We start from the raw sequence: 26107 nt of genomic DNA on the forward strand, positions 1-26107 counted from the left end.
ACTATTATCGACAATTAGCCGAAGATACGGCAGCATGACTCAAACAAATCCGCCTCCGAATTTACCGGCGCGATTCATCTAGCCAAAAAATATAAAGCGCAGGCAAGCAGAATAGTCCCAGTTAAAATTAAAAATGAACGACGAGAGAATTTAATTCCGTGAAGCCTGACTTCCATGAACTACCTCAAAGCACCTAACACCCGCATAACGGGCAAAAATACGTAGGCTACAATACCAAGCGAAGCGCAGGGAGCCTACGTATTTTTGTCCCCAGCGAGCGCAGCGAGTGTTAATGCGTTTGTTATAACCCGCTGTTTAATCGACGAAATCTTTGAAGCTATACTGTCCTTCAGAGATGATGCCTTCTTTTACCATTTCGTTAAACCAGTTATTCAAAGCTATTTTCATGGCATCCATGGGGCCTCTCCATACAGGTTTAATGTGTTTTACCCAAAGCTCTATTTCCTTTGTAGAATAGGTAGTGTCCTTGCACATTAACTTTGCAATATTGAGTATGTTTTCTGTATTTTCTTTATCAACGACTTCTACAGGAATTGACCAATGAGCTTTGCCAAGACAATCTGTGTAGAAGCCTATTTGTTTAAGGTTATCTAAGAGCAACAGATGTTCAGCTTTTTTCCCAAATAATGATTTAAACTCTTCGAGTTTATTTGCACCGCTTGACGCTAAGTGAGGAAATAACCACATAACATTCTTTTTTGTATGAGAACGGTAAGCCTTCCATGACTCTTTAACTTGATTGCCATTTTGAGCTAAAGCTAATTCACGCAAAATACTTATTTTACCAGACTCTTCTATTGATAAGATTGCCAAGGACAACGCAGAAGGAAATCTATTTAGATTAAATAATATTTCGGCATCTTCGGCTAACCGACGAGCATTGTCATTGGCTGCATTCATCCCGTCTGCAATTTGAGCAGGTTGGAGTGTATTTTTCCATTGTCCTAATCCTTTAGACACAGGTACCTCACATGAAAGGGTTATAACGCTTTAATAAGAAGCAAAAAATAGTTGCTTGTACTTTAGCGACGTAGGAGCAGGAGGCAACTGTTTTTTGTCTTACTTAATTGACTTGTTATGTTTTTGGTACCAAAATATATTAAATATTGGTATTGGAGGTTGGTATGGCGAAAAATACAAGTGTTACATTAGGTGAGCATTTTGATTCATTTATTAGTCAGCAATTAAAGACTGGTAGGTATGGATCTGCAAGTGAAGTTTTAAGAGCTGGTTTACGAGCCTTAGAAGATCAAGAGTTGAAAATGAACAATCTAAGGAATATGTTGATTGAGGGAGAAAATAGCGGAATAGCAGACTATTCATATGACACACTATTAAGTGATTTGGATAAAGAAAATCATTGATATGAAATTTCATTTATCTAAAAAAGCTAAATCAGATTTAATAAAAATCGCTCGCTACACACAACTTAACTGGGGCAGGCAGCAGAGAAATGACTATTTGAAATTACTTGATAGCGTTTTTCATCAAATTGCAGAAGAGCCTGAACTCGGCTATGCCTGTGATTACATTAGGCAAGGCTATAGAAAGCGACCGCAAGGAAGTCATGTCATCTATTACAAAGAATTTGGCAAGGAAGAAGTTATAATTATTCGAATTCTACATAAAAGCATGGATGTACACCGAGCCTTCTGAAAACATAACTTTTACTTAACGGGCATAAACACAGCGCTACAATCGCGAAGCGGCGCTGTGTTTATGTCCCAGCCCGCCCCTGCGGGCGTGTTTAAGTTGTTGTTAGGCACATTATTTACCCTTTGTGAAGTGCATTACAATACCAACGATGGCACCGATAAAGCCAAACTTAATAAAACCAGCAAAAGCATTTATAAAGCCAACTCCCGCTAACGATGAGCCGTCATTTATGGATGAAGCACTAGCTAATACTGCAACGAACCCGAACAGCGTTCCGATATAGGCACCAATTGCAGGTAATGCGAGCGCTAATGGAAATTTAAAAATAGGGGTTTGATGGCGGTACTCATAATATGAAATTATTATTGCAGCTATAAGTTGAGGTAAAACGGGCAAAAAAGAATATGCTGGGTTAACCCCCTTTAAGATGAAACCAATAAAGAGAAGAATGGTGGTTATGGCTGAAAGTTTAATTGATGCGTACATGTGCCTAACTTCCAAATATGGGGCAAAAACACAATGCCATAATCGCGAAGCGGCATTGTGTTTTTGTCCCAGTGTGCGCCTGCGCGCACGCCATTATTTGCTTGTTATACATTCTTTCTCCAAGGCTTCCCTTCTTTAAACGACAAGAAAACCCCTACAATTAATGAGCACGGCAAAAGAACCGAGGCGTAAACAAACAACCATCTTGAGAAAGCTGCATCCATAATTTCACCTTGGAAAAGCTGTTTGAGAATCAGAATTCCTAACATGAGCATTGATGTTACCAGCGCACATCTAATAGTGTGATCGATGAATGGAAAATTTTTAAGCACTCACAACTTCCAGAATGTATAACGCCCCACTAAGGGGCAGTAATACGTAGGCTAAAATTAGGAGCGAAGCGACAGAGCCTACGTGTTACTGTCCCAGCGAGCGAAGCGAGAGCCTTTAGTGATTTGTTAGAGTGCTTCAGCGGTTTCCCAACCAAGGTTTGTTAACTCAAAAATTTCACCCTTACTACCAACTTCTTGAATATGTTCATATTTAAGAAGCTCTTTAATAGCAGCTTCGTATCTAGCGTATATTCTTTGGTCGCCATTTCCAAAAGCAGAACGTCCTGCGTGTATAGCTCGCTCCCCCAGTGTTTTAGGCTTCTTGATTACGCCATCTTTGTCTTTCGCAGCAGCTCTTAGCAAGTCTTTAGATTCTGTCGATAATTTAGTCTTTGAAGACTCAACATTTTTGAGGTCAATGGATAACTTGTCCCTCTCTTTTCTTAGCGCCCGTAGCTCCCGCATCAATTTATCTTTTGTATCTGAATCTTCTATGTCTGAAACAGCTTCGTCTCTTTTGGCTCTATCGATTAATTCTTCTTCTTTAACAGCAAATAGTTGATTACGGGACTGTTCTAACTCTGCTTGCTTAACAATGTTTTCATGTTCGGCTTCTAATATAAGACTATCGAACAGCTCTCTTGGTTTTCTTTCGATAACCCCGAAGAAATAGCGAAACCAATGCGAACTTGCGGCAACAACAACGCCGATAATCAGAGGGAAAACAAGAAGCGTTAACAACGATGTATGCTCATCAAATTGCAGTAACTTTTCCTCAGGCGTTCCTTTAGTTAAGACTAGAAAGAAGATCCCTCGCCAGTTCAATGCAAAAAAAGCTATTAAAGAATACCCGAAATAGGGAGCTTTAATTCTATTGGTAATTGCGTCAAAAACTTCTTTCAATGCATCCTCCTTTGCACTCTAACGGCCCGCATAACGGGCAAAAATACGTAGGCTACAATACCAAGCGAAGCGCAGGGAGCCTACGTGTTTTTGTCCCTAGCGAGCGCAGCGAGAGTTAATGCGTTTGTTAGGTGCGTTTTAGTTTAAAAAGCCCTTCTTTTTTCGATAAATAACAAAGTGCCACAATTTGAGCGGCACAGATACCTAAAACCAATGCGACCGCGATTTCATAAGAAAATCCGATGTTAACAAGACAAATTATTGGCTCAGGATGAATCCCACCCATAAAAATGAGATGCGGCATTTCGAAGAAAACGGGAAACACTGTATAGCAAAGTATGTCGTAGAACAAAAATGTGCCACACGCTGCAAGTGCTCTATAAACCCCCTTTGGCTTTTCGAAGTAAAGGTACAGTGTACAAAAAAGAGAAGCTAGATAAGTGGTGCCACTTCCCATGAGACCGACAATTGGCAGAAAGGCATCTTCTTGGGATGTGCTTTGCGTAACTACTTTAAGCTCTGGGGTGAGTTTTAATGATTGGGAAAACTCAGGAAATTCAATCACAAACCTAGGTGTCTCTGGCATAAAGCTGACATAGGCAACCGAACTCCCAGGCCAGGCTGTAGTTGAAACGGTTGCGCCAAAACTAGGGAACAGTTCAATACCGGGCCAGATATTGATAATTGGTGTCCCAAGCCCGAAGACTACTCCCGTATAAGCATGACCAGCTTCATGAATCAGAACAGACGCAAGAAAATAAAAAAACAAAAGACTGGCAAGCAACAAAATCTTTTTAAACATAAGTAGCGCAATCCTTTTAGCACCTAACTTCCAAATATGGGGCGCAGACACGTGTGCAATAATGGCGAAGCCGCGCACGTGTTTGCGTCCCAGCGAGCGGCAGCGAGTGACATAATTTGTTTGTTAGCTACCGTTCTCACGTAAACTGCCTGACGACCGTTTCAAATAGACTCTTATCCTTCTTCAATGCAGCATAATCTTCATATGATATCTGCCGAACTATGAATTTGGATGCGAAGTGACCGACGTCGCACTCGATAAAGCACCTGTGATCTTTGTCCTTGTAAATTGACCAGTAGTCTCCGTAAAAGTAGTCCAAATGATTTGCGTGCTTCTTCCGTCTAGTTTCGGCTACCTGCTCATCTGTGGGACATGCAACTTTTTTAATACTGTAGAACTTACTCATCCAACTCTCTGGCTCAAGGTAGCTAACAATTTAATAAGGCGCAACTTGCGCGTTTTTCTGCCGAGCTACCGCTCGTTTTTATCCATATTGCCATGATTATCAAGCTTGTGAAAGCCGAAGCAGGCAATGGCTGCAAGAAAATAAAGCTATTTACTTTTAGGACGCAAACGCGCGATTGGGTCGTTTGCTTGAATATAGGGGAAAGGGTGCTATAACTGTATATTTATACACATAAATTGAACGTCATGAAAACAAAGTCTCCTTTCTTAAATCACATCACTGAGTATATGTTGCTAAGACAGTATTCTCCAAGGACCGTCTCTACTTATTTAAAGTGGATTTCCGCATTTATTCACTTTCACGGGAAACGTCACCCATCATCAATGGGTGACAATGAAGTTGAACAATACCTTGAACATTTGGCACTGAATGCAAATGTTTCACCACGCACTCAAGCCACTGCATTAAACTCGATATCGTTTCTTTATAAGCACATTATCAAGAATGAATTGTCTCTTAATTTGAATTTTGCCAGAAGTAAACGTCAACCCAAACTGCCCATTGTTATGACGCCTGATGAAGTGAAGCTGCTTATGTCAAGATTGAATAAACGTTACTATCTTATTGCTGGCTTGATGTATGGCAGTGGCCTTAGAAGCATGGAAGCTGTGCAACTGCGCGTGCAAGATATCGATTTCGATTATAAGTGTTTAAGGGTCTGGAATGGTAAAGGCAAAAAACACCGAGTCGTTACGTTGGCAACGGAGCTAATTCCATTACTTAGAAATCAAATAGCGCAGGTTGATGAATACCTGAGACTCGATATTCGGAATGAGCAATACGCCGGAGTTTGGATGCCTCATGCGCTAGCTAAAAAATACCCTTCAGCGAATAAGTCGCTCGCTTGGCAGTTCTTGTTCCCTTCTCATAAACTTAGCGCAGATCCAGAAACTGGTGAGATAAGAAGGCATCATTTTCATCCTACTTGCGTTCGCAAAGCGGTTAAACAAGCTGTATTGGTGTCGGGTTTAACGAAACCAGTCACCCCTCATACTTTAAGGCACTCATTTGCCACTCATTTACTACAGTCTGGCGCAGATATCCGAACGGTTCAGGCCCAACTGGGGCATTCTGATGTAAAGACAACTCAAATATATACTCATGTTCTTCAGCAAGGCGCAAATGGCGTAGTAAGTCCTTTGAGTCGTTTATCTTGATAATGTATTAACCCTATTTACCGCTTTAGCACCGAAAGCTACTACTCAATTTATCGCGAACCCACTTCCGTTTTACGCTCAATGATGTAATTAAAAACTCAATGAGCCAGCGGCAGCTGTACGTTGTGAGTTCAATTGATTCTGCTCTGAAATTGAAAATGTCAGATCAAATGATGCCCAATCCAGTTCAGACGTTCTGGTATTATCTTTAAACTTAATTTGGCTGAATAGGCATTCTGCGCTATTAGCATCCAATCGCATTCTCTTTACCTTCCCCGTTTACCTGTTATCTAGGTCGTATACATGAAAGGAAATTTAAGCGGCGATTAAAAAAGGCCACAAAATCTTTATCATCAGCAAAGTTGCAATTAATCCAATGCCTGATGAAAGCCATCCTAGGCGCTTAGAGTAAACCCAGCCACACGCAGCTAATGACCAGAAGAAAAAACAGATGCCACACAAGAATATAGGTGATAAAAGCATGTGCAAACCGGTAATATTGTCTGGCAAGGGAGTATCGGGATCAAAGAAAGGGCTACCCATCCATACCGATATTAAAGACCAGCCTAATGCACTTAGCACAAAACATGCAGCGGACGGGATAACGAGTGCTGCTGTAATAAAACGCGGTTTATGTCTGGCGTCGGAGGATAATAGTGCGCCCAAAAAGGCAAAAGCAAAACCTCCCAGCACGGCACTTACAGATGCCAGTTGACTAAACGATTCATTCATCTATTCATCCTTATTTACAACGTAATGCTCTGCCAACCAAACCCTTTGCAATGATAAGTAAGTTGTGACACAGCTTACTTATCATTGCAAGTTGCAGATAAGGGTAGGCCGGACCTTGAGCGATCTTGCAGAGGCTAAGAGGGGCAAGCATGAAGATTATGAGGTTTACCTTTAAAACCTAACTATAAGTAATAGTAGTTTGACGAGCCGAAATGATTACCTAACAGCAAGCCATTGTCATATTGAACAGCGGTATTTACCTGTATCCAATCAGAAAGCTTTAGTCTCATCGATACCGTACAGAACCCGAGGCAGACCTAATTAATTATCTGTTAAATCAATTAACGCTTCTTTAATGATGAGGAGGGGAAAATAAGTTTCTAAGGTCTTTGCGAAATTTTACATAATCTTTGCTAAACGGGATATCTTTAAAATCCAACTCATAGTGTCGCAGGCGCTTGATGTTACGCTGGTAGTCTTGAGGCTTATGACCATTATGACAGTAGCCTATCTGGTCCCAAATTTGCGCACTCACCCGAAGCTTTTAATTGGTAGCTGAAGAAATTATTAGCAAAGCCCCAGCCTGAACACCTTCGAATTACGCTGAAAATTGTACAGTTCTTTCTTACTGGTGGGCAGGGAGTCGATGTCGGCTTGTACGAATCCTTGTTCTAAGAACCAGTGGGCGGTGAGGGTGGTAAGCACGAACAGGTTCTGGAGTCCAAGTTCCAATGCCGAAGCCTTAATGGCGTCGAGCAGACGTTCGCCGCGGTTTTTGCCGCGGTACTCTGGATGGGTGGCCACGCAGGCAATTTCGCCACTGTGTTCTTCTGAAAATAAATACAGTGCTGCGCAGGCGATGATCATGCCGTCGCGGACAATCACAAAGAAATGTTCGATTTCCTGCTCCAGGCGTTCTCTGGAGCGGGTCACCAATGCGCCGCTTTCTTCCAGCGGTTTGATTAAGGCCAGAATTCCCCCCACGTCATCGATGGTGGCCTGGCGTAATTGTTCGTAGTGATGTTCAAGCACCAGCGAGCCGCAGCCATCGCGGGTAAACAGTTCCTGTAGCAGTGCACCGTCAACTTCATAGCTGATGCAGTGGGCGCGCGGAATACCGGCGGCCACGCTACTGATAAGCGCATGCAGCACGGTGGGTTCGGCGTCAATCTGGTTATCAGCGTAAAGCTGCTCAAGCTGGTGGCGCTCGATGGTGCGCAGTAGTTTTCCGCTTTGATTAAAAATACCTTCATGACTGGAAAACGCGATGAGCTTATCTGCCTTTAACGCAATGGCAGCCTGAGTGGCTACGTCTTCGTGGGACAGGTTAAATACTTCGCCGGTAGTGGAATAGCCCATCGGTGAGAGCAGCACGATAGAGCCGTCATTAAGATGGTCATTGATGCCATGCACGTCGATGCGTCTGACTTCACCGGTGTGGTCAAAATCAACACCGTCTCGCACCCCCACCGGTTTTGCCACCACCAGATTGCCAGAGCACACCCGAATCTGCGCCCCGTGCATGGGTGAGTTGGGCAGGCCGGTAGTGAGTAGCGCTTCAATATGCGCACGTGCTGAGCCCGCAGCATCCTTCACACATGCTAAGGTAGCGGCATCGGTGATACGCTTGTCGTGGGAGAAACGCGGCAAGATCTGACGCAGCGCGATGCGCTCATCAATTTGCGGGCGTGCGCCATGCACCAGCACCAGCCTGATACCCAGGCTGTTGAGCAGCGCAATATCGTGAATGATGTGGGGGAAGTTATCATGCTCCAGCGCTTCACCCCCAAACATCAGCACAAAGGTTGTGCCTCTGTGTGCGTTGATATAAGGCGCAGAGCTACGAAACAGTGCGATGCCATCCTGATGTGACAGTACCATCTGACTAACCTTCCTCGCTATCCATGCGCTCCATCTCACGATAAAGGGCTTCGGTAACAGTGGTAAAGGCGGTGCCGCCCAGGTTATTACGTTTGTTGATACCGTATTCCACTTCCAGCACCGTAAATACATCTTCATCAATGTCGGCGCAGATGGCTTTCAGGGTGTTAAGCGGCAGGGCTTCAATGGGTTTATCTTCAGCAATGGCTGCCATCACAATCTGCCCTGAAATAGCGTGCGCAGTACGAAATGGAATGCCTTTGCCCACCAAGTAATCAGCCAGCTCAGTGGCATTGGCATACCCTTTCATGGCAGCCTGACGGCAACGTTTTTCATTTAGTTGGATTGACTGCAACACTTCGCTGGCGATGCACAAGCAGCTGTGCCATTGGTTAACGGTATCAATAGCGCCTTCTTTGTCTTCCTGCATATCTTTGTTGTAGGCCAGCGGCAAACCTTTCATGGTGACCAGTAGAGCCTGTAAGGCGCCAAACACCCGCCCACATTTGCCACGCATTAATTCCAGTGCGTCAGGATTTTTCTTTTGTGGCATTAACGACGAGCCTGAGGTCACACTGTCACCAAGCTGAATAAAGCCGGCTTCACCGGAGTTATAAAAGATCAGATCTTCTGCCATGCGGGATAAATGCATCATGCTGGTGCTGGCGGTGAACAACAGCTCCAATACAAAGTCACGATCGGAAACCGCATCCAGGCTGTTAAGGGTAGGCGAGGCAAAACCCAGCTCACGGGCCAGCTTTTCACGATCTACCGCGTAAGTGGTGCCCGCCAGCGCGCCACATCCCAACGGACATTGATCCATTCTAATCAGTAAATCATCTAAACGACTGCTGTCGCGTTTAAACATCTCCACATAGGCTAAACACCAGTGACCAAACACAATCGGTTGTGCCCGCTGCAAATGGGTATAACCCGGCAGGATCGCATGCTGGTAGCGTGACGCCGTACTCAGCAGGGTGCGTCTAAGCTGGATCAAATCCTGTTGCAGTGAAAGCACGTGGGTTTTTACCCACAACCTGAAATCGGTGGCCACCTGGTCATTACGGCTGCGTCCGGTGTGCAACTTTCTGCCCACGTCGCCTAGCTGCTCAATGAGCGTCGCTTCGACAAAACTGTGAATATCTTCTTCCTGGCTGGCAGCGAAATTTAGCTCACCCGCTTGCGCCTTGCTCAGCATGTCGTTCAGTGCGTTATGCAATTGCTGGTGCTCTTGCTCGGTCAGCACACCAGCCTGATGCAACGCACCGGCCCAGGCTATTGACCCCTGAATATCCTGCGCGGCCATTGCCTGATCAAACGGCAGCGAGTCGTTAACCTGTTTAAACATGCTGCTGGTATCTGCTGTAAACCGTCCTCCCCATAATGCCATGATCAACGCTCCTGCTTTTGCAGTGCTGCGATGCGCGAAGGTAAACTGTAAAGGCGAATAAACCCTTCAGCATGTTTTTGGTTGTAGACATCGTCTGCGCCAAACGTAGCAAAATCTTCTGAATACAAGCTATTTGGTGATTGCCGCTGCACCACTGTGGCCTGGCCTTTATAAAGTTTCACCACCACGTCACCGGTTATCTGCTGGGCGAAGACCGATGCGCCAGCCAGAATTGCATGACATAACGGGGTAAACCAGCGCCCATCGTAGACCAGATGAGAAAACTCCAGCGCGAGTTGTTCACGGTGTTTCAGCGACATTTTGTCTAACACCATGGTTTCCAGCGCTTTGTACGCTTTAAGCAGGACAGTGCCCCCCGGCGTTTCATAGCAGCCACGGGATTTCATGCCAACCAAGCGGTTTTCAACGATGTCACTGCGGCCTACACCATGCTGGGCCGCCACTTCATTAAGCTGAGTCAACGCCTGATAGGGGCTTAATGAGGTGCCATCCACTTTAACTAACTTACCCTGCTCGAATGACAGGGTAACGGTTTGTGCCTTATCCGGTGCCTGCTCCGGTGAACAGGTGAGTGTCCACACTTGATCTGAAGGAGCTTGCCAGGGATCTTCCAGCTCGCCGCCTTCGTGTGAAATATGCCACGCGTTGGCATCCCGACTGTATATCTTTGTCGCAGAAGCCGTGGTGGGGATGTTGCGGGTGGCCAGGTAATCAAGTAAGTCTTCTCTGGATACCATGTCCCATTCACGCCAGGGTGCAATGACCTGTAAATCAGGGGCAAGGGCGGCAAACGCGCTTTCAAAACGCACCTGATCATTGCCTTTGCCAGTGCAACCATGACACAAGGCATCCGCGCGGACTTTACGCGCGATGGCGACCTGGGCTTTGGCTATTACCGGACGTGCCATTGAGGTGCCCAGCAGGTATTCGCCCTCATACACGGCGCCAGTTGTCACGGTGGGATAAATATACTCGGCGACAAATTCTTCTTTTAAATCCACAATGTGACAGTCGCTGGCACCTGAGGCCAACGCTTTTTCATACAGGCCTTCCAGCTCTTCGTCGCCCTGACCCACGTCGGCCGCAAACGCAATCACTTCACAGTCGTAGTTTTCTTTTAACCACGGGATAATGGCGGAGGTGTCTAAGCCCCCTGAATACGCCAGTACCACTTTATTAATATTTTTCATAACCGAGTCCTGTTAATTTACCCTGCTAAAAGGTGGGTCAAAATGGCATTTTGGCCGTGCATGCGGTTTTCTGCCTGTTGCATTAATAACGATGCTTCACTGTCAATCAATCTGCTGGTAATTTCAAGATCACGATGAGCAGGTTGGCAGTGCATCACAAAGCGCGCGCCACTGTTGGCAAACAAAGTTTCGTTGACCTGATAGGGCATAAACTTTTCTTTTATGGCGGCTAGGGGCGTCTTGTCTCCCATCGACAACCAGGTATCAGTGTAGAGTACGTCGACCCCTTTTATCGCCTCGACGGCATGAGATTTTTCAATGCGTGCGCCTGTTTGTTTGGCTATATCTTGCGCCAGCGTGAAAATCGCTGAGTCTGCTTCATGTCCTTGCGGGGTGACACTGATGACATTGCAGCCAAGCAGGGCGCCGACAATCAATAGTGAATGGGTGACATTATTACCGTCGCCTACGTAGGCCAGGGTGCGCCCCTTAAGCTCGCCAAACTGTTCATACAAAGTGAGATAATCAGCCAGCGCCTGACAGGGATGAAACTTATCGCATAATGCATTAATTACCGGTACCTTCGCTGCAGCGGCCATCGTGGTCAGCGTGTTGTGGGCAAACACCCGGGCGATAATAGCGTCCGCCCAACAGGCTAGGTTAGCCGCGGTGTCGCGTATGTCTTCGCGCCCCACCAGGCTGTTGGCCTGCGCGTCCAGATAAACCAGGTGCCCACCCAATTTATGAACGCCGATTTCAAAACTTACACGGGTTCGCAACGACGGTTTCTCAAATACGGCCACAATCGAGCGACCGCCTAATACGTTTGAATAATCTGCCGGATGCTGTTTTATGGTGACTGCCAGTTCAAGCAGAATTTGCATCTGGGTGGGCGTCCAATCGCTGAACGTTAATAAATCGTGTTTCATGCGTGTTCCAAACGAGATGATGAGATAATCTGTGTGCCGCAATGCGCTGCGAGAATATCGCTTAGCTGGTCATTCCAACTGGCGATCGCGACCGGTTGGCCCAGTGTGTTAGCCGCCTGAAACGCGGCATCAACTTTGACCTGCATACCACCTGCTATCACGCCTTTTAGCTGTAGGTCCTGACTGCAATCGGCATCCAGTTGTTTGATCAGCGCACCGTCAGCGTCAAGCACACCAGCCACATCAGATAGCATAATTAGCTGCGCATTGAGCAGTTCGGCGATGGCGGTTGCTGCATGGTCAGCATTGACATTTAATAACTGACCCGCGTGATCACAGCCGATAGAGCTGACAACCGGGAAAAAGCGGTTGGCCATTAAGACTTCAAACAAATTTTTTTGATTGGCTTGAGGTACGCCCACGGCACCGTATTCTGCACCCAGCTGAGTACAACTGATTATGTTGCCGTCGATAAGCGATAGCCCCACAGGTGCAAGCCTTAAAGCATGGGCCTGTGCGCATAGCACTTTATTTGCGGTGCCTGCTAGCGTACCCGCAACAATGGGCATGTGCTCAACCGGGGTGACCCTTAAGCCGTTTTTCTTTTCGCTGGTTAAACCCAATTGCGTTAACAGTTTTTCCGTGAGCGCGCCGCCGCCATGCACCAGGACAAATTGCGCCTGAGATTGCAGTTGTTTGATTTGAGCAAACAGTGAGGTGATGGTGCTTGGCTGGTCGAGCAATGCACCACCCACTTTTATTACCACACGTTTCATGGCAGTAACCCCTGTGTAGGGGGCAGATCAAAGGCCAGGTTTGCGCACTGCATTGCCTGTGAAGCCGCGCCCTTAAGTAAGTTGTCTATAGCACAACCGATAACCACATAATGACTTTGTTCATCAACCTGCCAGTGCACATCAGCAAACGGTGAATTGACCACATCATCTACCTTAGGAAAAGCGGAGGTTAAGCGCACCAATGGCTGATGGCGGTAGTGACGAAGGAATGCCTGCTCTACATCATTGGCGGTCACTTCTGGATTCAGCTTAGCGGTAATAGTGGCAAGAATGCCCCGTTTGAAATTACCCAGATGCGGGGTGAAGATGACTTGGTGGTCAAGATAGCTTTCGATTTCAGGCGTATGCCGGTGTGATAATACGCCGTAGGCCTGCAAGCTCACTTCACAAAAGCTGGTCGTTAAGCTGGCTTTGCGTCCTGCACCAGTGACTCCGGATACAGCATTGATCACCGGACGAAAAGCAGTGTCGAGTAACCCCGTACGCTGTAATGGCAATAGCCCGGTAAGTGACGCGGTCGGGTAGCAACCGGGCACGGCGACCAGCGACGTATTAGCGATATCATCGGCAAACCACTCTGCGAGCCCGTACACCGCCTTCTGTTGAATCGACGGATGCTGATTAGCAAACCCGTAGAACGCGGCGAAGGTATCAAGGTCGGGCAGTCTGTACGCGCCTGAGAGATCAAATATTTTTGCCTGCTTATTGATCAGTTGCGGCATCACATCGTGGCTGAACTGATGTGGTGTGCACAAAAACACTAAGTCCGAGGAGTCAGCTAATGCCCCACATCCACTTTGGCAAAGAGGCTCTAGCGGAAGATCAGGAAAATGCCTATATTCCCCCGCAACTTGCGTAAATAATTTGCCTGCATCAGCGCTGCTTGCCGAGACGTATAACCCCTTAAGTTGCATGACAGGGTGCTGATGAACTAATGCAGTTAGCTGTGCGCCGGCATAGCCGCTAGCCCCGATAATAGATACTTTCAACATAATTATTTAACTTGTAAAAAAAGAAAATTCACTTTTTACCTTTGCCTCCGAGAGAATGGATGTGCAGGCCCCGAGTACGCCAGCAAAGGTAAAAAGAGTGCTACATTAATGCTAAGTGGCTGGCTTACGAGTATCTTCGTCGGACAGTACTAGGCTGATAGCAAGTCATGGGAGAAATATGGGAAGGTAAAATTGCTACGACAAAATGACGCGCATAACGATTACACAAAACGCGGATCTCCTGATTGGATTAACTGGATTCAACTACTAAAACCAGATAATACTTAGTATGAATTATTATGCAATAAAAATGTATAAATATTTTTTATTGGGAGTGTGCTCCTAATAAGATAATTCAATGCTTCTTTTAGAATCAATGTAATGCTAAGCCAGCATAACTATTTATAAATCAACTATTGCTGAAGGTTAAAAATTAAGGTATTTAAAAGGTTGAAAGCTTTTTAAGGAAAACAAATGCAGGAACACACTATTGCGCTGGTCGCGCATGATCACAAAAAATCTGAATTGATCAAGTGGATCAAGACCCACATAGAGGTGATGAAAAAGTGTAAAATAGTTGCCACTGGCACCACAGGAAAACTAATAGCCAGTGAAACCGGCCTCGAGGTGAAGCGCTATCAAAGTGGCCCTTTGGGCGGCGACCAGCAAATTGGCGCGCTTATCGCAGAGGGCGGCTTAACCGCACTGTTTTTCTTTTGGGATCCACTTAATCCAGCACCTCACGACCCAGATGTGAAAGCGTTATTGCGGTTATGTTCGGTGTGGAACGTGCCGGTCGCATGCAATTCAGCGAGTGCAGATTTAATGGTCACCTCGCCATTATTTTTATCGGCAGATTATCATCCAGCGAAACCGAACTATGAACGTGTAGATTAATATTTGTACGATTACGTTACATCGCGTAAGCGCATTACACCTTCTTTTATGCAGAAAGCGTACTTGCCTGAGCCGCACATCATTTTTTGACGGGCCGTGGCTTACCCATTGCAATTGATCGGGTGGAGCTGCATTATGAAACCCTGCACCACACGTAAACTTTTTTTTGTAAATCGAGGCGATGCCCTCAATTGACGCACCTCGGCCAGGATCTGCAATGAATTGGAAGCTGACATCAGAAAAACACCTTGTACAAACTTACTCCACCCACATCAATCCCTTCTGGAAGCAAGCGGTGAGCACTGGAGAGTTCACAGGTAAACATGATGTCAATGTGCACTATGCCTGGTGTCAACCTGAAAATGCGCATACGCATGTAGTGATCAGTTCCGGTCGCATAGAATCGTTATTAAAGTACAAAGAACTCATGTACGATTTTTTCACCAACGGTTTTGCCGTATATATTCTCGATCACCGGGGACAAGGCTTGTCGGGTAGAATGACCTCGGATCCCCAGCATGGCTACGTTGAAGATTTTGAGGATTACGTGGACGATTTACTGTTCTTCTGTGATGCAATCGTAAGTGCAAAGACTGCTGCGCCACTACATTTACTGTGCCATTCTATGGGCGGAGCCATTGGTACATTGGCGTTATTAAAAGCGCCGCAACGATTTGCTTCAGCTGTGTTGTGTTCACCCATGTTCGGCATTCGTCCAGCATTGCCTGGCTGGCTGGCAAAATCGCTTATTTATTTTAGTTTAAAACTACAAGAATTAAGTAAACGCAAAAGTGGCTACTTTTTTGGCCAGACAGCTTACCTTGCCTATCCATACGCCATTAACACCCTCACCCATAGCGAAAGTCGTTATCGGTTATTCAGAGATTTGTACGATGATTTTAGCGAAATTCAGTTAGGTGGGGTGACTACCCATTGGTTGCGGGCGGCGATTGAAGCCATGGATAAGATAGAAGAGCATGCTGGCAACATTGAGACGCCTCTCTTATTGTTCAGTGCCAGTGGCGATAGAATAATTGATAATCGCCGTCAACTATCTGTAGCCCATCAATTTAAAAACGCGGAAATTAGAAAAGTACCCGGCGCCTACCACGAATTGTTCGCCGAATCAGACGAATACCGTGTTCCAGTATTGCAACAAATCATGTCGTTTTTACATGAAAACCGTTCCAGCCGCAGCTAGCGATGTGGTCTCTTCTTTCGTTTTACACCGAGTATTCATCCGCGTGCATTGATTTTCAGAGCAAAATTGAATGAGGCATAAATCCTGCAGAAAACTTTACTGACATTAAAGTAGAAACCTTTTTACTTTTTACTTTTTACTTTTTATTTTTACTTTCAATAAAGGTAAAGAACAGGACATGGACAGTAGTGTTGTAAGTTTTCGCAAGTGTGGCACTGCATCAGGAAAACCATGCTTGAGCGAAGTTTACGGCTTTCGCAGCAAACCTGTCATCAATGAATTGGATGCTCCGTTAGCAATAGCAGATAGCGAAGATAGTTTTGAGACGGTAGTACAGAATCATCGCATAGTACGGCGTATACCCGTTCGATGAACGGGGCCGAACTCTGCAATGAACTCATATTGGTGGTAGCTGGAGGTAAGCATGGTTGCAACAATGAATTTAACGGGCGTAATGGACGAGCTATTGGAAAACGCTTCCGATGAGAAGTCTTCGATTAAGGAAATGGTGGAAGCGTTCGAAAATCGTGGTTATGGCCCTTTACTATTAGTGCCTTCGCTGATTGCCGTGCTACCTACTGGCGCGATCCCAGGTGTGCCTTCCGCCTGCGGGGTGACTATCTTTCTGATAACCATACAATTGCTATTTGGCAGAAAGCATCCGTGGCTGCCTTCGCAACTGGAAAATATAGAGTTCGAACGAGAGACACTTAAAAAAGGGGTAGAAAAGGTAAAGCCCTATACCCGGAAAATTGATAAATTGTTCAAACCCCGTCTGCACTTTTTCATGCATACTGTAGCAAAACGCGTGCTTGCGTTAGTGTGTGGCTTAACTGCGCTGCTAATGATCCCCCTCGAACTGGTGCCTTTTGCCGCAGCTTTACCTGCTTCAGCCGTAGCCTTTATGGGTATTGGCCTAAGTACTAAAGATGGAGTAATGACTTTAATAGGCCTTACCTTAGCCCTTAGTAGCTTGTGGGTAGTGCTGACCCAACTGCCAGCGCCGGGATAGCCATTTCCCATCAACATAAATCAGACACTTAAGCCTCAACACGCTTGTGAGCGGATTAGTATAAGTGGCCACCGCAATTAAACGGGCCCTCGGTAGCCGACTAATACGCAAATTTTTTGCTTAGGGGTATGCTTATAAGAGATGAATGGGGTGGGGAAATGAGTAGAATCTATAATGATAAGGTCACCATCGAAAGCTGAAGTAATCAAAATGTATGAATTACCCCGTATTACACCGGCTTGGCCCACATACCGGCCCCTTCGAACTTTACTGCAATGCCTTGGTTATAACTATCGCCTAAATTCTGCGGTGACCATACCACTGTTGAGCTTGATGAGAAATGGTTACTGTCCGCCACTAAATTGCTGCTGTCTCCAGGCTTCGTAACTGACAATTGCGACAGTATTTGATAAATTTAAGCTGCGCGCACCTGGCTGCATAGGTACCCTAATGCGGAAATCCTCTGTCATACTTTGTAAAATTCTATCAGGCAAGCCGGCGGTTTCAGAGCCAAACAATAACACGTCTCCATCTTCATACTGTGGAGCGGTATAACATCGGCTGCCTTTGGTGGTAAGAGCGAAGATGCGATGGCCTGCAAATTTACTTAAAAAAACCTCGTAACTTGGATGTACGGTAACATTGGCTAAATCACGATAATCCAGGGAGGCTCGTCGAAGCTTTTTTTCATCCAGTTCAAACCCGAGCGGTTCGATGAGGTGAAGATGGCAGCCATTATTGCTCACCAGTCGAATAATATTGCCGGTGTTTTGGGGCATCTTAGGTTCATGCAGGACGATGTGAAACATGGTGTAAACCTGGTGGTGATAAGAGCCAGAATGCAACCCTGGCCCAATTCGTTGTTGTGTGTTTTATTCTTGTTTTAGTTCGCGGCTTAACAGGGCCAATGCGGCATCTTTAGGTGCTTTGCCTTCATAAAGTACCGCGTAAATCTGCTCGCAAATCGGCATCTCAACCTTTAAACGCTTAGATAAAATGCGGACTTCTTCGGTATTGCGATAGCCTTCAACCACTTGTCCGATTTCCCGCTGGGCCTCTTCGACGGATTTACCTTGTCCTAGCGCTAAGCCAAACCGTCTATTGCGGGACTGATTGTCGGTGCAGGTTAAAACCAAGTCACCTAGCCCCGCCATACCCATAAATGTTTCAGGTTTAGCACCGACCTGGGTTCCAAGCCGGCAAAGTTCCGCTAAGCCACGCGTAATGAGAGCGGTTCTGGCATTAGCCCCGAAGCCGAGGCCATCAGCGAGCCCTGCGCCAATCGCGATCACATTTTTCACCGCGCCACCCAGTTGCACGCCAATAAAATCAGGATTCTTATAGACCCGGAAAGACTTGGCGCAATGCAGTTTTGCTGCAAAAATATCCACTAGATTTTCGTCGGTAGACGAAAGGGAAATAGCCGTAGGTAAACCTGCTGCCATCTCTTTTGCGAAGGTGGGACCTGAAAGTACAGCCAGTGGATAACTGTCACCTAAAATATCCAACGCCACCTCACGTAACAGCCTGCCGGTGCCTGGTTCAAGCCCTTTGGTAGCCCAAATGATACTTTGGTTAGGCTGTAATAAGGGTTGAATAGCTTTTAGCATTCCGCTGAAAGCATGACTGGGCACTACCACTAACACAAATTTGCTTTGTTTAACGGCCGCCTCTAAATCGGCTTCGATCTGTAATGTGTCGGGTAACCTGAAACCTGGCAAGTAACGTCTATTCTCACGGGTTACCGCCATTTCGGCCATGTGCTCTTTATCCCGGCCCCACAACACCGTAGAGGTGCTGTTGCGTGCCAAACAGAAGGCAATGGCGGTCCCATACGAGCCCGCCCCCAGTACAGTTACTGAATCGTTGCTCATGCGATATTACGCGTCCAGTTTTTGGGCTGGCTGATCACCTTGCGCTTGCTGCGCGCGCTTCTGCATGTATGCAGCAAAAATTGCGTCAAAGTTAACCGGTGCCAGATTTAGCGGCGGGAAGGTACCGCGGTTTACCATGTTAGAGATCGCTTCACGTGCATAAGGGAATAGCAAGTTCGGACAGAAAGAGCCCAGAGTATGCGCTTTATTCTGATCTGGCATATCAATAATGGTAAACAAGCCGGCTTGTTGAACTTCACATAAAAACGCAGTTTCTTCACCGATTGTTGCCGTTACTGTAACAGAAAGGACCACTTCGAACAGGGTGTCATTAACTTTGTCAGTTTTGGTATCAATATCCAGCTTAATCTCTGGCTTCCATTCTTTATTGAACATCGCTACTGCATTAGGCGATTCAAATGAAATGTCTTTTACATAAATACGTTGAACATGAAACTGCGCATTAGGAGTTTGATTTTCGCCTGCGCCTGCTGCTTGGTTTTCTTCAGCCATGATACTTCCTATATTTGTTGTTGCCTGCAAGATTGCTTTAGTCAGCGAGCAGGACATCCAGTTTATTTTGCATATCAAGAGCAACTAAATCGTCACAACCGCCGATATGCTGCTCGTTAATAAAAATTTGTGGTACTGTCCAACCGCCGTTCGCCCGGGTAATCATTTCGTCCCGCAATTCAGGTTGTACGTCAATTGCGTACTCTTTAAATTCTACGCCTTTTTCTGCAAAGAGCGCTTTAGCGCGATGGCAATATGGGCAGTAACCCTTCGTGTAAATTTCAATGCTGGCCATTAAAGCCTCTTATCTGCTAATTGGCAAACCTGCGCTTTGCCACGCATTCATGCCGCCTTTAAGTACAAATACTTTATTAAAGCCACTTTGTGTCAGCGATGAAGCGACCCCTCGGGCACTGTTCCCCATCGCGCACACCACAATAATGGGCGTGTCTTTGAATTTTTCAAGTTTACTGAAGTTTTTCTCTCGAATTTCTTCCGGTTTAAGCTGACGAGCATTAATGATACGGCCAGTTTTAAAGTCCTTTGCCGGCCGTGTATCTAAAACCACCGCATCTTCTTTATTGATGAGTTGGGTCATTTCATGCGTGTTAACTTCTTTAATTTTTGACGTCAAGGTACTAACAAAGCTGTAAACCAGCATTGCGACCAAAGCCAGCCAGATCCCACTTAATAAAAAGTGGTTACCTGCAAATTCTATTAGCTGTTCCATTTTGAACCTTTGTACTTCTACCCACAAAAATCGAGTGCAAAGTATATAGAAAATCGACGCAGAAACCAGATCGTGCGGATAATTAAACGCATCACACTTGTTACCAATCTGAAAACCTGTTGAAATGGCAAGCGGTTTTTCTGGGTTAATTGATGTAATGCCTTCAAAATGTAATGCCAATTGGGGACAGTTAATGCGTATGTTATGGCTATACAGCGCAATGATGTTAGCTTTACCCGCATTGGCGCAAGATTCTCAGCAGGATAAATTGGCTGAGCTGCAGGCCCAGCTTAAAGAACGTCAGCAGCGCCTGGCAGCAAATCAGGCCTCAGCAGAAGAGCTGCAAAAAGCATTACAGCGATCTGAAGAAGAAATCGGCCGCACTGCCAGGCAGCTGCAAACCACGAAAAATAACCTGGCAGAAAATCAAAAGGAACAAGCCGACCTGCAACAGCAACAACAAGAGCTAACCCAGGCCATTATTCAGCAGCAAGACGCGTTAGCCAGTCAACTAAAAAGCGCTTTCATGTCAGGGAATTATGACTACGCCAAATTGTTCTTTTATCAAGAAGAAGCGAGCAAATTTGAACGTATCCTCACTTATTATCAATATATTAATAATGCCCGCCAGCAGGAAATCAGCAAATTCCGTAATAACGTTGAGTCGCTCAAAACAGTTAACCTGCAGTTAGAACAAAAAGGGAAGGAGTTAGCCAAGCTGTTAAGCCAACAAGAATCACAGCAGGCTCAGCTATTAGCACGGCAGTCTGACCGTAAACAAACATTAGCCAAATTAAATAACAGTATCGCCAGTGATGAAGCACAAGTGGCAGCATTGCAAGCGAGTGAAAAAGCACTGCTGCAAACGATTGAGGAGGCCAATCGTCGGGCCGCAGCGCAACAGCAAGTAGAGCTCAAAGGCTTGGGTACGCTGAAAGGGAAACTAATTCAACCCGCAGCCGGCACAGTACGCCGCTTATTCGGGCAACGCAGGCAGGGGCAGGTGCGTTGGAAAGGGATCGTTATCGAAGGCTCAGAAGGCAGTTCTGTAAAATCGGTTTCTCAGGGGCGGGTGTTGTATGCAGATTGGTTACGCGGCTTTGGACTGGTGACGATAATCGACCATGGCGACGGCTACATGAGTGTGTATGGACATAATCAAGCGCTGCTAAAACAGGCAGGCGATGATGTTCGACAAGGTGATACGATCGCTTTGTTGGGTCAAAGCGGTGGGCAAAGTTACCCTAACCTTTATTTCGAGATTCGGCATAAGGGTAAAGCGTTGAACCCCACGAGTTGGTTAGACTTATAGGGTGCCTTTCGTGAGCAACAACGCTTCACTGTTAGCCGAAGGTATCTATCCCACCCCATTCGATTTTTAAGGTCGCACCTTGAAGGGACAATAGAGCGCAAACCCCGTTGGGAACGTGCCACTACCCAAATGTCGGGCACTGATTCACTGGGTTTTGCGATCGGCAAAATTTAGGTTGAGGGCTATTTTTCTGGCGGTGCTAAAAAGCAAATGGCTGAGCTGGCAGAAAACTTACGCACAGTGTTAGGTCAGCGGATTGGAAACTTTGACTGGATGGGCGAAGAAACCAAGAAAAGTGCGCCGCAAAAACTTGCCGCCGTTAATCCAAATATTGGTCATTCGGATGCGTGGATAAGTTTTGATGGTTTAACTATCTCTGATGAAGATCTGGTAGATAATATTGAAAATATTCGGCAGTTCTTCCAGAACAAAGACGTTGAAAAAGGACGTCAGAAAACCGACTGCAATAGTGGCATTTTACTCCCCGGCCTTCACTGTGAGAAGGTATCGCCTGCCAAGTAAAGCAGTATCATTTTAACCTGCTTCTGCATATGCCTCGCGGACCAGCTTCTTAATTTCATCGTCGATATCCGACACTTCAGTAAGTTCGATGCGATGGGTACACATGGTCCCGAAAGGGCCAGAGGGAAGCAGTCGACCTAGTGGCTTCTTATCATTAAATTTTAAGCCTATATCCATACGGGTTTTCGTCGCGGGTTTTATCAGCGCAAATTGGCGTTTACGTCTGATACTGACCGTTGACTTTTTAGGTGCAATCTCCACATCCGGCCCCAGACTACGACAGTATTCCACTAACGCATCGTAAATAGGCTTTAAGCCCGGTTTCGTCTCGTACTGGCTGGCGATAAGCTCACTCTCATCAAACGAAGCCGCATCAGCTTGGCGGAACTTCAGCGAAATGAAATTGGCAAATCCATGGGTGAGCTGATGTTCCGATTTCAGCCAGGCTACTATCTCACTATGCTTGGTCAGCTTGGTTTGACCCAGCACAGTTTTCCATTGCTCGAGCGTTTTACCTGTTTTGGGCTTTAAGTTTTCTTCCACAATATTGTTCCATCGCTATTTTGGTTAAGCGTAGCGTGTAGTTAAGTTTCTCGCAAAGCGGTGCGCCCCATATTCAGATGGGTGTTGCGCGCCCGGATACTTTAACGGGATGGCCCTTTTGTGATGTCATCGATACTGTGATGAGAGATGGCTGTCCCATGTCCTCGCCTTGTCGAATGGTGATGGGATTCTGATACGGCCAGGCGATATCGCGCAGATAGCCCGCGAACGCAGCAGCAGCGGCGCCGGTGGCGGGATCTTCTAGTACTCCACCAGAGGCAAACGCATTACGGGCAATGAAGGTCTGATCATTTTCAATATACACCAACATAATAGTGACTAGACCATGCTTTTGCATGACGTCTCTGCCTTCGTTCAGGTCATACTTCATTGTAGATAATGAGTTGCGGGACTTCAAAGCAAGCACAATATGATCGGCCCCGCCATGAATACGTGCGGGTGGCATGTGGGAATGCAGATCATCACGAATTAAATTGAACAAGCGCAACGCATCCGTAAGTTCCTCTTCAGTTAATCGCTGACTTTTGGTGGGGGGGGACAAAAGCGTTGCCACTATTTCATTATTAACCTTCTTAGCCTCTACAGTGATGGAGGCATTATTAAGTATTAAATCATAACTACCCACACCCCAGCGCTCTTCCAGCGCAGCGGCTAACGCAATGGTTGCATGCCCACAAAAAGGAACTTCTGATTCCGGGGAAAAGTACCGCACGCGCCACGTTTGTTTATGTGTACCCTTTGCAACAGCAAATGCGGTTTCCGAATAGCCTACCTGAGTGGCAATTCGGGCCATTTCGCCATCGCTCAACCATTCCTCAAGCATCACTACACCGGCGGGATTGCCACCGCCTTCGTCGGTACAAAATGCTGCAATACGTTGTATTTCCATTTTTATGCCCTTTCTAAATGCTAATTGACCGTCTAATTTTACTAAAGCGCTTGTTACATTTTCACTATCAAAAGCGCGTTAAATTGGCCGGTTAGCTGTCAATTCATCATTAAATGATAGCTTCTGCTTTTATATTGTAAGGAACGGGAAGGGTTACATGAAAAAGTTGGATCACTTGGACGCGAACATCATCTATGCATTGGCGCGCAATGCTCGAGCAAGTCTGGCCAATATTGGAAAGCAAATTGGTATATCAGGACCTGCGGTGGGGGAGCGTCTACGCCGATTGGAAGACGCGCAGGTTGTAGACTCGTTTGGTGTAATAGTGAACTTAAAGGTAGTGGGGTACAGTTTGGAAGCGTTGGTCCGAATTAAACCACGCAGCGGTCAGCTACGAAAAGTGGAATCTCTTATTGCAGACCAACCCCGCTTTTTATGGTGCGACCGGATAACGGGCGAAGACTGTTTTGTAGCTAAACTGGCGCTAGTAGATGTCTCTGAATTGGATGATATTTTATTCACATTGCACGATTTTGCTGAAACCCACACCTCTATTGTTAAATCATCGGTTATACGGCCCCGTCTTCCCCCTCTATTACCGTTAAATAACGAATAATGCAGAGCAAACTAGACATCATAAACAATACTCGTTAACTTATATAAGTATAATCTAATAAGAGTGAGGTGAAATAATTTGCTGGTCTTGGGATACATAGCGGCCTTGATTATGGGCTTGGTATTAGGCGTGTTAGGGGGTGGTGGCTCCATCCTTACAGTGCCTATTTTAGTATACCTTATGGGAATCAGCCCAGATGTGGCGACAGGTTATTCATTGTTAATTGTCGGCGCGACAGCGGCCTTGGGAGCGGTGGGATTGTACCGAGACGGTTTGGTGGAGTTAAAAACCTCCATCATATTTGCCATTCCGTCAATAATCGCCGTGTACTTAACGCGCGCATTTCTTATGCCCGCCATACCAGAACAGCTGGTCAGCTCGCCATTTATTGTTAGCAAAGATGTGGCCATTATGGTCGCGTTTGCTGCGCTGATGATAGCCTCGGCGGCTATGATGTTAAAACGAGCTTATGCAAATCACGGGGCAGAAGTCACTTCTCCAGCCGCCCCGCTCACATTAATGAAAATTTCCCTCATCGTCCTTGAAGGCGCCATAGTGGGGGTGGTGACAGGCATTCTGGGTGCAGGTGGAGGCTTTCTTATAGTGCCAGCCCTAGTCTTACTGTTAGGTATGCCGATGAAAAAAGCGGTAGGGGCATCGTTGTTTATCATTGCACTTAAATCACTTATCGGCTTTGTCGGCGACCTTCAATCGGGAATTGAATTACAAGTTCCTATGCTGCTGGGCATGCTGATCGCCACCTTTGTGGGGATGTTTATGTCTCGGAAAGTGTCCGGAAAGTTTGACGGGCCGTTACTGCAAAAAATATTTGCCTATTTTACGTTAATCATTGGGCTTTTTATTGTTACCAAAGAACTATTTTTGTGAGGTCAGCATGCTAGTCGAAACCTTTTACGATCAAGTTACGGGCACGTTTACGTATATCGTTGTGGATGAGAAGACAAAAAAATGTGCCATCATCGACGCGGTGCAAGAGTACGACCCGTATTCTGCTTGTACCTCGACCACAGGCGCTGATGCTTTAGTAGACTACATTGATGAAAATGAACTGCAAAACGAGTGGATCTTAGAAACCCACGTGCATGCCGATCACATCACAGCTGCGCATTATTTACAGCAACGGGTTGGGGGAAGGATTGGTATTGGCAGCGGCATTAAAGACGTTCTGAAAATGTGGATCCCCTTTTTTGAAATTGAAAACGACACGCCAGTCGATGGCAGTCAGTACGATGTAATGTTCGATGACGGCGACCATTTTTCAGTAGGAACGCTTCAGTTCACCGTATGGCACACGCCTGGTCACACCCCTGCCTGCGTTTCGTATCGAGTCGAAAACAGTATGTTCGTTGGTGACACGCTCTTTGCACCCAACATGGGCACCGCCCGCTGTGATTTTCCTGGCGGGAGCGCCAAGACGCTCTATAACACCATCCAGCGTTTGTATTCGTTACCCGATGACACCCGAATCTTTCTTGCACACGACTACCCGAGTATTGACGAAGAACCCCTATCCTGCGTGAGTATCGCGATGGCAAAAGCAGAAAACGTAATGATAAGGCCTGAGACCTCAATGAACGACTTCGTGATAAAACGGGAAGCTAAAGACAAAGGTTTGGCAGTGCCAAAGCTCTTACTTCCCGCCATTCAAGCCAACTTACGCAATGGTCAGTTTGGCGAGGCATCACCTGGTGGTACGCAATTCATTAAAATACCAGTAAATAAATTGTAGATAACAACTATTATGGAAATCAAAAAATTAACTGAAATGCTAAGTGTCTCATCGCAACTGAACGAATGGGATTTGCAGCAGATCCGACAGTTAGGATTCAAGTCTATTATTTGTAACAGACCGGATGGGGAGAGTATTGAGCAGACTCCCTTTCAGTTAATTGATCGGCAGGCACGTATAGTGGATATCAAATGTTACTATTTACCAGTCGCAAGTGGCAACATTACCCAACCGGAAGCAAATGCATTTTTAGACTTGTTAGAGCAAGCTGAAAAACCCGTATTAGCGTACTGTCGGACAGGCTCTCGGTGTACCGCATTATGGGAATTAGCAATACAATAGCTCGTCATCCTACGTTATATTGCCGTGCGTCATCCTCCTCCGCCACAGAACCTCGTCATCCCCCGTTATATTGTAGTGCGTCATCCTCCGCACTACAGACGTTCGTCATCCTCCGCAGAGGCGGAGGATC

The 26107-nt window shown here is 46.1% G+C and carries 31 protein-coding genes; 13 read left to right on the forward strand and 18 right to left on the reverse strand.

The genetic code is table 11. From position 1 onward, the window contains the following. Nucleotides 1–315: 315 nt before the first annotated feature. Nucleotides 316–981 carry an AbiV family abortive infection protein gene (locus OPS25_RS00005; RefSeq protein ID WP_265615589.1) on the reverse strand — a complete coding sequence of 222 codons (666 nt, stop codon included), beginning with the start codon at nucleotides 979–981 and terminating at the stop codon, nucleotides 316–318. A 164-nt stretch (nucleotides 982–1145) separates the two neighbouring features. On the opposite strand from OPS25_RS00005, the gene OPS25_RS00010 reads away from it, so the two are divergent. Continuing rightward, nucleotides 1146–1385, forward strand: a complete 240-nt coding sequence (locus tag OPS25_RS00010) for a type II toxin-antitoxin system ParD family antitoxin (RefSeq protein ID WP_265615590.1) — start codon at nucleotides 1146–1148, stop codon at nucleotides 1383–1385. 1 nt (nucleotide 1386) lies between these two features. Then, the gene (locus OPS25_RS00015; RefSeq protein WP_265615591.1) at nucleotides 1387–1677 is read left to right on the forward strand and encodes a type II toxin-antitoxin system RelE/ParE family toxin; all 291 of its coding nucleotides are present in this window, start codon (nucleotides 1387–1389) and stop codon (nucleotides 1675–1677) included. Between the two features lie 111 nt (nucleotides 1678–1788). Here the strand turns inward: OPS25_RS00015 and OPS25_RS00020 are convergent, their stop codons facing one another. The 3 genes from OPS25_RS00020 to OPS25_RS00030 form a co-directional block, all read right to left on the reverse strand. After that, nucleotides 1789–2163 (reverse strand): hypothetical protein, encoded by a 375-nt coding sequence (locus OPS25_RS00020; protein ID WP_265615592.1) that lies wholly within the window; start codon nucleotides 2161–2163, stop codon nucleotides 1789–1791. Nucleotides 2164–2621: 458 nt separating this feature from the next. Beyond that, nucleotides 2622–3398 carry a hypothetical protein gene (locus OPS25_RS00025; protein ID WP_265615593.1) on the reverse strand — a complete coding sequence of 259 codons (777 nt, stop codon included), beginning with the start codon at nucleotides 3396–3398 and terminating at the stop codon, nucleotides 2622–2624. A 127-nt stretch (nucleotides 3399–3525) separates the two neighbouring features. Continuing rightward, complete coding sequence (locus OPS25_RS00030) at nucleotides 3526–4200, reverse strand: hypothetical protein (protein ID WP_265615594.1); 675 nt, start codon at nucleotides 4198–4200, stop codon at nucleotides 3526–3528. Nucleotides 4201–4851: 651 nt separating this feature from the next. Here OPS25_RS00030 and OPS25_RS00035 point away from each other — a divergent pair. Then, nucleotides 4852–5823, forward strand: coding sequence for an integron integrase (locus OPS25_RS00035; RefSeq protein WP_265615595.1), 972 nt, complete (start codon nucleotides 4852–4854; stop codon nucleotides 5821–5823). Between the two features lie 315 nt (nucleotides 5824–6138). Here the strand turns inward: OPS25_RS00035 and OPS25_RS00040 are convergent, their stop codons facing one another. From OPS25_RS00040 to argC, 7 genes are all read right to left on the reverse strand, one after another. Further along, the gene (locus OPS25_RS00040) at nucleotides 6139–6555 is read right to left on the reverse strand and encodes a hypothetical protein (protein ID WP_265615596.1); all 417 of its coding nucleotides are present in this window, start codon (nucleotides 6553–6555) and stop codon (nucleotides 6139–6141) included. 567 nt (nucleotides 6556–7122) lie between these two features. Then, nucleotides 7123–8436 (reverse strand): amino-acid N-acetyltransferase, encoded by a 1314-nt coding sequence (argA, locus tag OPS25_RS00045; protein WP_265615597.1) that lies wholly within the window; start codon nucleotides 8434–8436, stop codon nucleotides 7123–7125. A gap of 4 nt (nucleotides 8437–8440) precedes the next feature. Next, a complete protein-coding gene (gene argH, locus OPS25_RS00050) occupies nucleotides 8441–9826 on the reverse strand; it encodes an argininosuccinate lyase (protein ID WP_265615598.1) in 1386 nt (461 codons plus the stop codon). A 2-nt stretch (nucleotides 9827–9828) separates the two neighbouring features. Then, nucleotides 9829–11037, reverse strand: coding sequence for an argininosuccinate synthase (locus tag OPS25_RS00055; RefSeq protein ID WP_265615599.1), 1209 nt, complete (start codon nucleotides 11035–11037; stop codon nucleotides 9829–9831). Between the two features lie 17 nt (nucleotides 11038–11054). Beyond that, the gene (locus OPS25_RS00060) at nucleotides 11055–11966 is read right to left on the reverse strand and encodes an ornithine carbamoyltransferase (RefSeq protein WP_265615600.1); all 912 of its coding nucleotides are present in this window, start codon (nucleotides 11964–11966) and stop codon (nucleotides 11055–11057) included. Continuing rightward, on the reverse strand, nucleotides 11963–12742 hold the full coding sequence (gene argB / locus OPS25_RS00065; RefSeq protein WP_265615601.1) for an acetylglutamate kinase: 780 nt from the start codon (nucleotides 12740–12742) through the stop codon (nucleotides 11963–11965). Before argB ends, OPS25_RS00060 begins: the two co-directional genes overlap by 4 nt. Further along, the gene (gene argC / locus OPS25_RS00070; protein ID WP_265615602.1) at nucleotides 12739–13755 is read right to left on the reverse strand and encodes an N-acetyl-gamma-glutamyl-phosphate reductase; all 1017 of its coding nucleotides are present in this window, start codon (nucleotides 13753–13755) and stop codon (nucleotides 12739–12741) included. Before argC ends, argB begins: the two co-directional genes overlap by 4 nt. 474 nt (nucleotides 13756–14229) lie before the next feature. Here argC and OPS25_RS00075 point away from each other — a divergent pair, with 474 nt between their 5' ends. The 4 genes from OPS25_RS00075 to OPS25_RS00090 all read left to right on the forward strand — a co-directional run bounded on the left by OPS25_RS00075 (nucleotide 14230) and on the right by OPS25_RS00090 (nucleotide 16865). Next, nucleotides 14230–14652 (forward strand): methylglyoxal synthase, encoded by a 423-nt coding sequence (locus tag OPS25_RS00075; protein WP_265615603.1) that lies wholly within the window; start codon nucleotides 14230–14232, stop codon nucleotides 14650–14652. A 217-nt stretch (nucleotides 14653–14869) separates the two neighbouring features. Further along, nucleotides 14870–15853, forward strand: a complete 984-nt coding sequence (locus tag OPS25_RS00080; RefSeq protein WP_265615604.1) for an alpha/beta fold hydrolase — start codon at nucleotides 14870–14872, stop codon at nucleotides 15851–15853. Between the two features lie 235 nt (nucleotides 15854–16088). Continuing rightward, a complete protein-coding gene (locus OPS25_RS00085; protein ID WP_265615605.1) occupies nucleotides 16089–16226 on the forward strand; it encodes a hypothetical protein in 138 nt (45 codons plus the stop codon). A gap of 51 nt (nucleotides 16227–16277) precedes the next feature. After that, on the forward strand, nucleotides 16278–16865 hold the full coding sequence (locus tag OPS25_RS00090; protein ID WP_265615606.1) for an exopolysaccharide biosynthesis protein: 588 nt from the start codon (nucleotides 16278–16280) through the stop codon (nucleotides 16863–16865). A 344-nt stretch (nucleotides 16866–17209) separates the two neighbouring features. Here the strand turns inward: OPS25_RS00090 and OPS25_RS00095 are convergent, their stop codons facing one another. From OPS25_RS00095 to OPS25_RS00115, 5 genes are all read right to left on the reverse strand, one after another. Further along, entirely contained in the window at nucleotides 17210–17674 is a 465-nt protein-coding gene (locus OPS25_RS00095; RefSeq protein WP_265615607.1) for a tRNA (cytidine(34)-2'-O)-methyltransferase, read from the reverse strand. Nucleotides 17675–17737: 63 nt separating this feature from the next. Further along, a complete protein-coding gene (gene gpsA, locus OPS25_RS00100) occupies nucleotides 17738–18739 on the reverse strand; it encodes an NAD(P)H-dependent glycerol-3-phosphate dehydrogenase (protein ID WP_265615608.1) in 1002 nt (333 codons plus the stop codon). Between the two features lie 6 nt (nucleotides 18740–18745). Then, nucleotides 18746–19252, reverse strand: coding sequence for a protein-export chaperone SecB (gene secB / locus OPS25_RS00105; RefSeq protein ID WP_265615609.1), 507 nt, complete (start codon nucleotides 19250–19252; stop codon nucleotides 18746–18748). Nucleotides 19253–19289: 37 nt separating this feature from the next. Then, on the reverse strand, nucleotides 19290–19547 hold the full coding sequence (gene grxC / locus OPS25_RS00110; RefSeq protein WP_265615610.1) for a glutaredoxin 3: 258 nt from the start codon (nucleotides 19545–19547) through the stop codon (nucleotides 19290–19292). 9 nt (nucleotides 19548–19556) lie between these two features. Further along, a complete protein-coding gene (locus OPS25_RS00115) occupies nucleotides 19557–19982 on the reverse strand; it encodes a rhodanese-like domain-containing protein (protein WP_265615626.1) in 426 nt (141 codons plus the stop codon). 193 nt (nucleotides 19983–20175) lie between these two features. Here OPS25_RS00115 and OPS25_RS00120 point away from each other — a divergent pair, with 193 nt between their 5' ends. After that, entirely contained in the window at nucleotides 20176–21294 is a 1119-nt protein-coding gene (locus tag OPS25_RS00120) for a murein hydrolase activator EnvC family protein (protein ID WP_407080200.1), read from the forward strand. Between the two features lie 210 nt (nucleotides 21295–21504). After that, nucleotides 21505–21816, forward strand: a complete 312-nt coding sequence (locus OPS25_RS00125; protein ID WP_265615611.1) for a hypothetical protein — start codon at nucleotides 21505–21507, stop codon at nucleotides 21814–21816. Nucleotides 21817–21828: 12 nt separating this feature from the next. Here the strand turns inward: OPS25_RS00125 and OPS25_RS00130 are convergent, their stop codons facing one another. Then, a complete protein-coding gene (locus tag OPS25_RS00130) occupies nucleotides 21829–22359 on the reverse strand; it encodes a DUF5655 domain-containing protein (RefSeq protein ID WP_265615612.1) in 531 nt (176 codons plus the stop codon). Between the two features lie 73 nt (nucleotides 22360–22432). Next, nucleotides 22433–23269 carry a PhzF family phenazine biosynthesis protein gene (locus OPS25_RS00135; protein WP_265615613.1) on the reverse strand — a complete coding sequence of 279 codons (837 nt, stop codon included), beginning with the start codon at nucleotides 23267–23269 and terminating at the stop codon, nucleotides 22433–22435. Nucleotides 23270–23426: 157 nt separating this feature from the next. Here OPS25_RS00135 and OPS25_RS00140 point away from each other — a divergent pair, with 157 nt between their 5' ends. The 4 genes from OPS25_RS00140 (at nucleotide 23427) to OPS25_RS00155 (ending at nucleotide 25977) form a co-directional block, all read left to right on the forward strand. Next, complete coding sequence (locus OPS25_RS00140; RefSeq protein ID WP_265615614.1) at nucleotides 23427–23885, forward strand: Lrp/AsnC family transcriptional regulator; 459 nt, start codon at nucleotides 23427–23429, stop codon at nucleotides 23883–23885. 78 nt (nucleotides 23886–23963) lie between these two features. After that, entirely contained in the window at nucleotides 23964–24773 is an 810-nt protein-coding gene (locus tag OPS25_RS00145) for a sulfite exporter TauE/SafE family protein (RefSeq protein WP_265615615.1), read from the forward strand. A gap of 7 nt (nucleotides 24774–24780) precedes the next feature. After that, complete coding sequence (locus OPS25_RS00150) at nucleotides 24781–25635, forward strand: MBL fold metallo-hydrolase (protein ID WP_265615616.1); 855 nt, start codon at nucleotides 24781–24783, stop codon at nucleotides 25633–25635. Nucleotides 25636–25647: 12 nt separating this feature from the next. After that, nucleotides 25648–25977 carry a TIGR01244 family sulfur transferase gene (locus OPS25_RS00155; protein WP_265615617.1) on the forward strand — a complete coding sequence of 110 codons (330 nt, stop codon included), beginning with the start codon at nucleotides 25648–25650 and terminating at the stop codon, nucleotides 25975–25977. The last annotated feature ends 130 nt before the right edge of the window (nucleotides 25978–26107 follow it).

Source organism: Alteromonas aquimaris (assembly GCF_026183695.1).
In the GTDB taxonomy this organism is placed as follows: domain Bacteria; phylum Pseudomonadota; class Gammaproteobacteria; order Enterobacterales; family Alteromonadaceae; genus Alteromonas; species Alteromonas aquimaris.

Coding starts and splice junctions, on each gene's coding strand:
- OPS25_RS00080 (WP_265615604.1), top strand. CDS start 14,870: ATGAATTGGAAGCTGACATCAGAAAAACACCTTGTACAAACTTACTCC.
- gpsA (WP_265615608.1), bottom strand. CDS start 18,739: ATGAGCAACGATTCAGTAACTGTACTGGGGGCGGGCTCGTATGGGACC.
- OPS25_RS00015 (WP_265615591.1), top strand. CDS start 1,387: ATGAAATTTCATTTATCTAAAAAAGCTAAATCAGATTTAATAAAAATC.
- OPS25_RS00020 (WP_265615592.1), bottom strand. CDS start 2,163: ATGTACGCATCAATTAAACTTTCAGCCATAACCACCATTCTTCTCTTT.
- OPS25_RS00030 (WP_265615594.1), bottom strand. CDS start 4,200: ATGTTTAAAAAGATTTTGTTGCTTGCCAGTCTTTTGTTTTTTTATTTT.
- OPS25_RS00115 (WP_265615626.1), bottom strand. CDS start 19,982: ATGGAACAGCTAATAGAATTTGCAGGTAACCACTTTTTATTAAGTGGG.
- argA (WP_265615597.1), bottom strand. CDS start 8,436: ATGGTACTGTCACATCAGGATGGCATCGCACTGTTTCGTAGCTCTGCG.
- secB (WP_265615609.1), bottom strand. CDS start 19,252: ATGGCTGAAGAAAACCAAGCAGCAGGCGCAGGCGAAAATCAAACTCCT.
- OPS25_RS00035 (WP_265615595.1), top strand. CDS start 4,852: ATGAAAACAAAGTCTCCTTTCTTAAATCACATCACTGAGTATATGTTG.
- OPS25_RS00060 (WP_265615600.1), bottom strand. CDS start 11,966: ATGAAACACGATTTATTAACGTTCAGCGATTGGACGCCCACCCAGATG.
- OPS25_RS00150 (WP_265615616.1), top strand. CDS start 24,781: ATGCTAGTCGAAACCTTTTACGATCAAGTTACGGGCACGTTTACGTAT.
- OPS25_RS00010 (WP_265615590.1), top strand. CDS start 1,146: ATGGCGAAAAATACAAGTGTTACATTAGGTGAGCATTTTGATTCATTT.
- OPS25_RS00055 (WP_265615599.1), bottom strand. CDS start 11,037: ATGAAAAATATTAATAAAGTGGTACTGGCGTATTCAGGGGGCTTAGAC.
- OPS25_RS00090 (WP_265615606.1), top strand. CDS start 16,278: ATGGTTGCAACAATGAATTTAACGGGCGTAATGGACGAGCTATTGGAA.
- argB (WP_265615601.1), bottom strand. CDS start 12,742: ATGAAACGTGTGGTAATAAAAGTGGGTGGTGCATTGCTCGACCAGCCA.
- OPS25_RS00140 (WP_265615614.1), top strand. CDS start 23,427: ATGAAAAAGTTGGATCACTTGGACGCGAACATCATCTATGCATTGGCG.
- OPS25_RS00155 (WP_265615617.1), top strand. CDS start 25,648: ATGGAAATCAAAAAATTAACTGAAATGCTAAGTGTCTCATCGCAACTG.
- argH (WP_265615598.1), bottom strand. CDS start 9,826: ATGGCATTATGGGGAGGACGGTTTACAGCAGATACCAGCAGCATGTTT.
- grxC (WP_265615610.1), bottom strand. CDS start 19,547: ATGGCCAGCATTGAAATTTACACGAAGGGTTACTGCCCATATTGCCAT.
- OPS25_RS00040 (WP_265615596.1), bottom strand. CDS start 6,555: ATGAATGAATCGTTTAGTCAACTGGCATCTGTAAGTGCCGTGCTGGGA.
- OPS25_RS00125 (WP_265615611.1), top strand. CDS start 21,505: ATGGCTGAGCTGGCAGAAAACTTACGCACAGTGTTAGGTCAGCGGATT.
- OPS25_RS00095 (WP_265615607.1), bottom strand. CDS start 17,674: ATGTTTCACATCGTCCTGCATGAACCTAAGATGCCCCAAAACACCGGC.
- argC (WP_265615602.1), bottom strand. CDS start 13,755: ATGTTGAAAGTATCTATTATCGGGGCTAGCGGCTATGCCGGCGCACAG.
- OPS25_RS00120 (WP_407080200.1), top strand. CDS start 20,176: ATGCGTATGTTATGGCTATACAGCGCAATGATGTTAGCTTTACCCGCA.
- OPS25_RS00075 (WP_265615603.1), top strand. CDS start 14,230: ATGCAGGAACACACTATTGCGCTGGTCGCGCATGATCACAAAAAATCT.
- OPS25_RS00135 (WP_265615613.1), bottom strand. CDS start 23,269: ATGGAAATACAACGTATTGCAGCATTTTGTACCGACGAAGGCGGTGGC.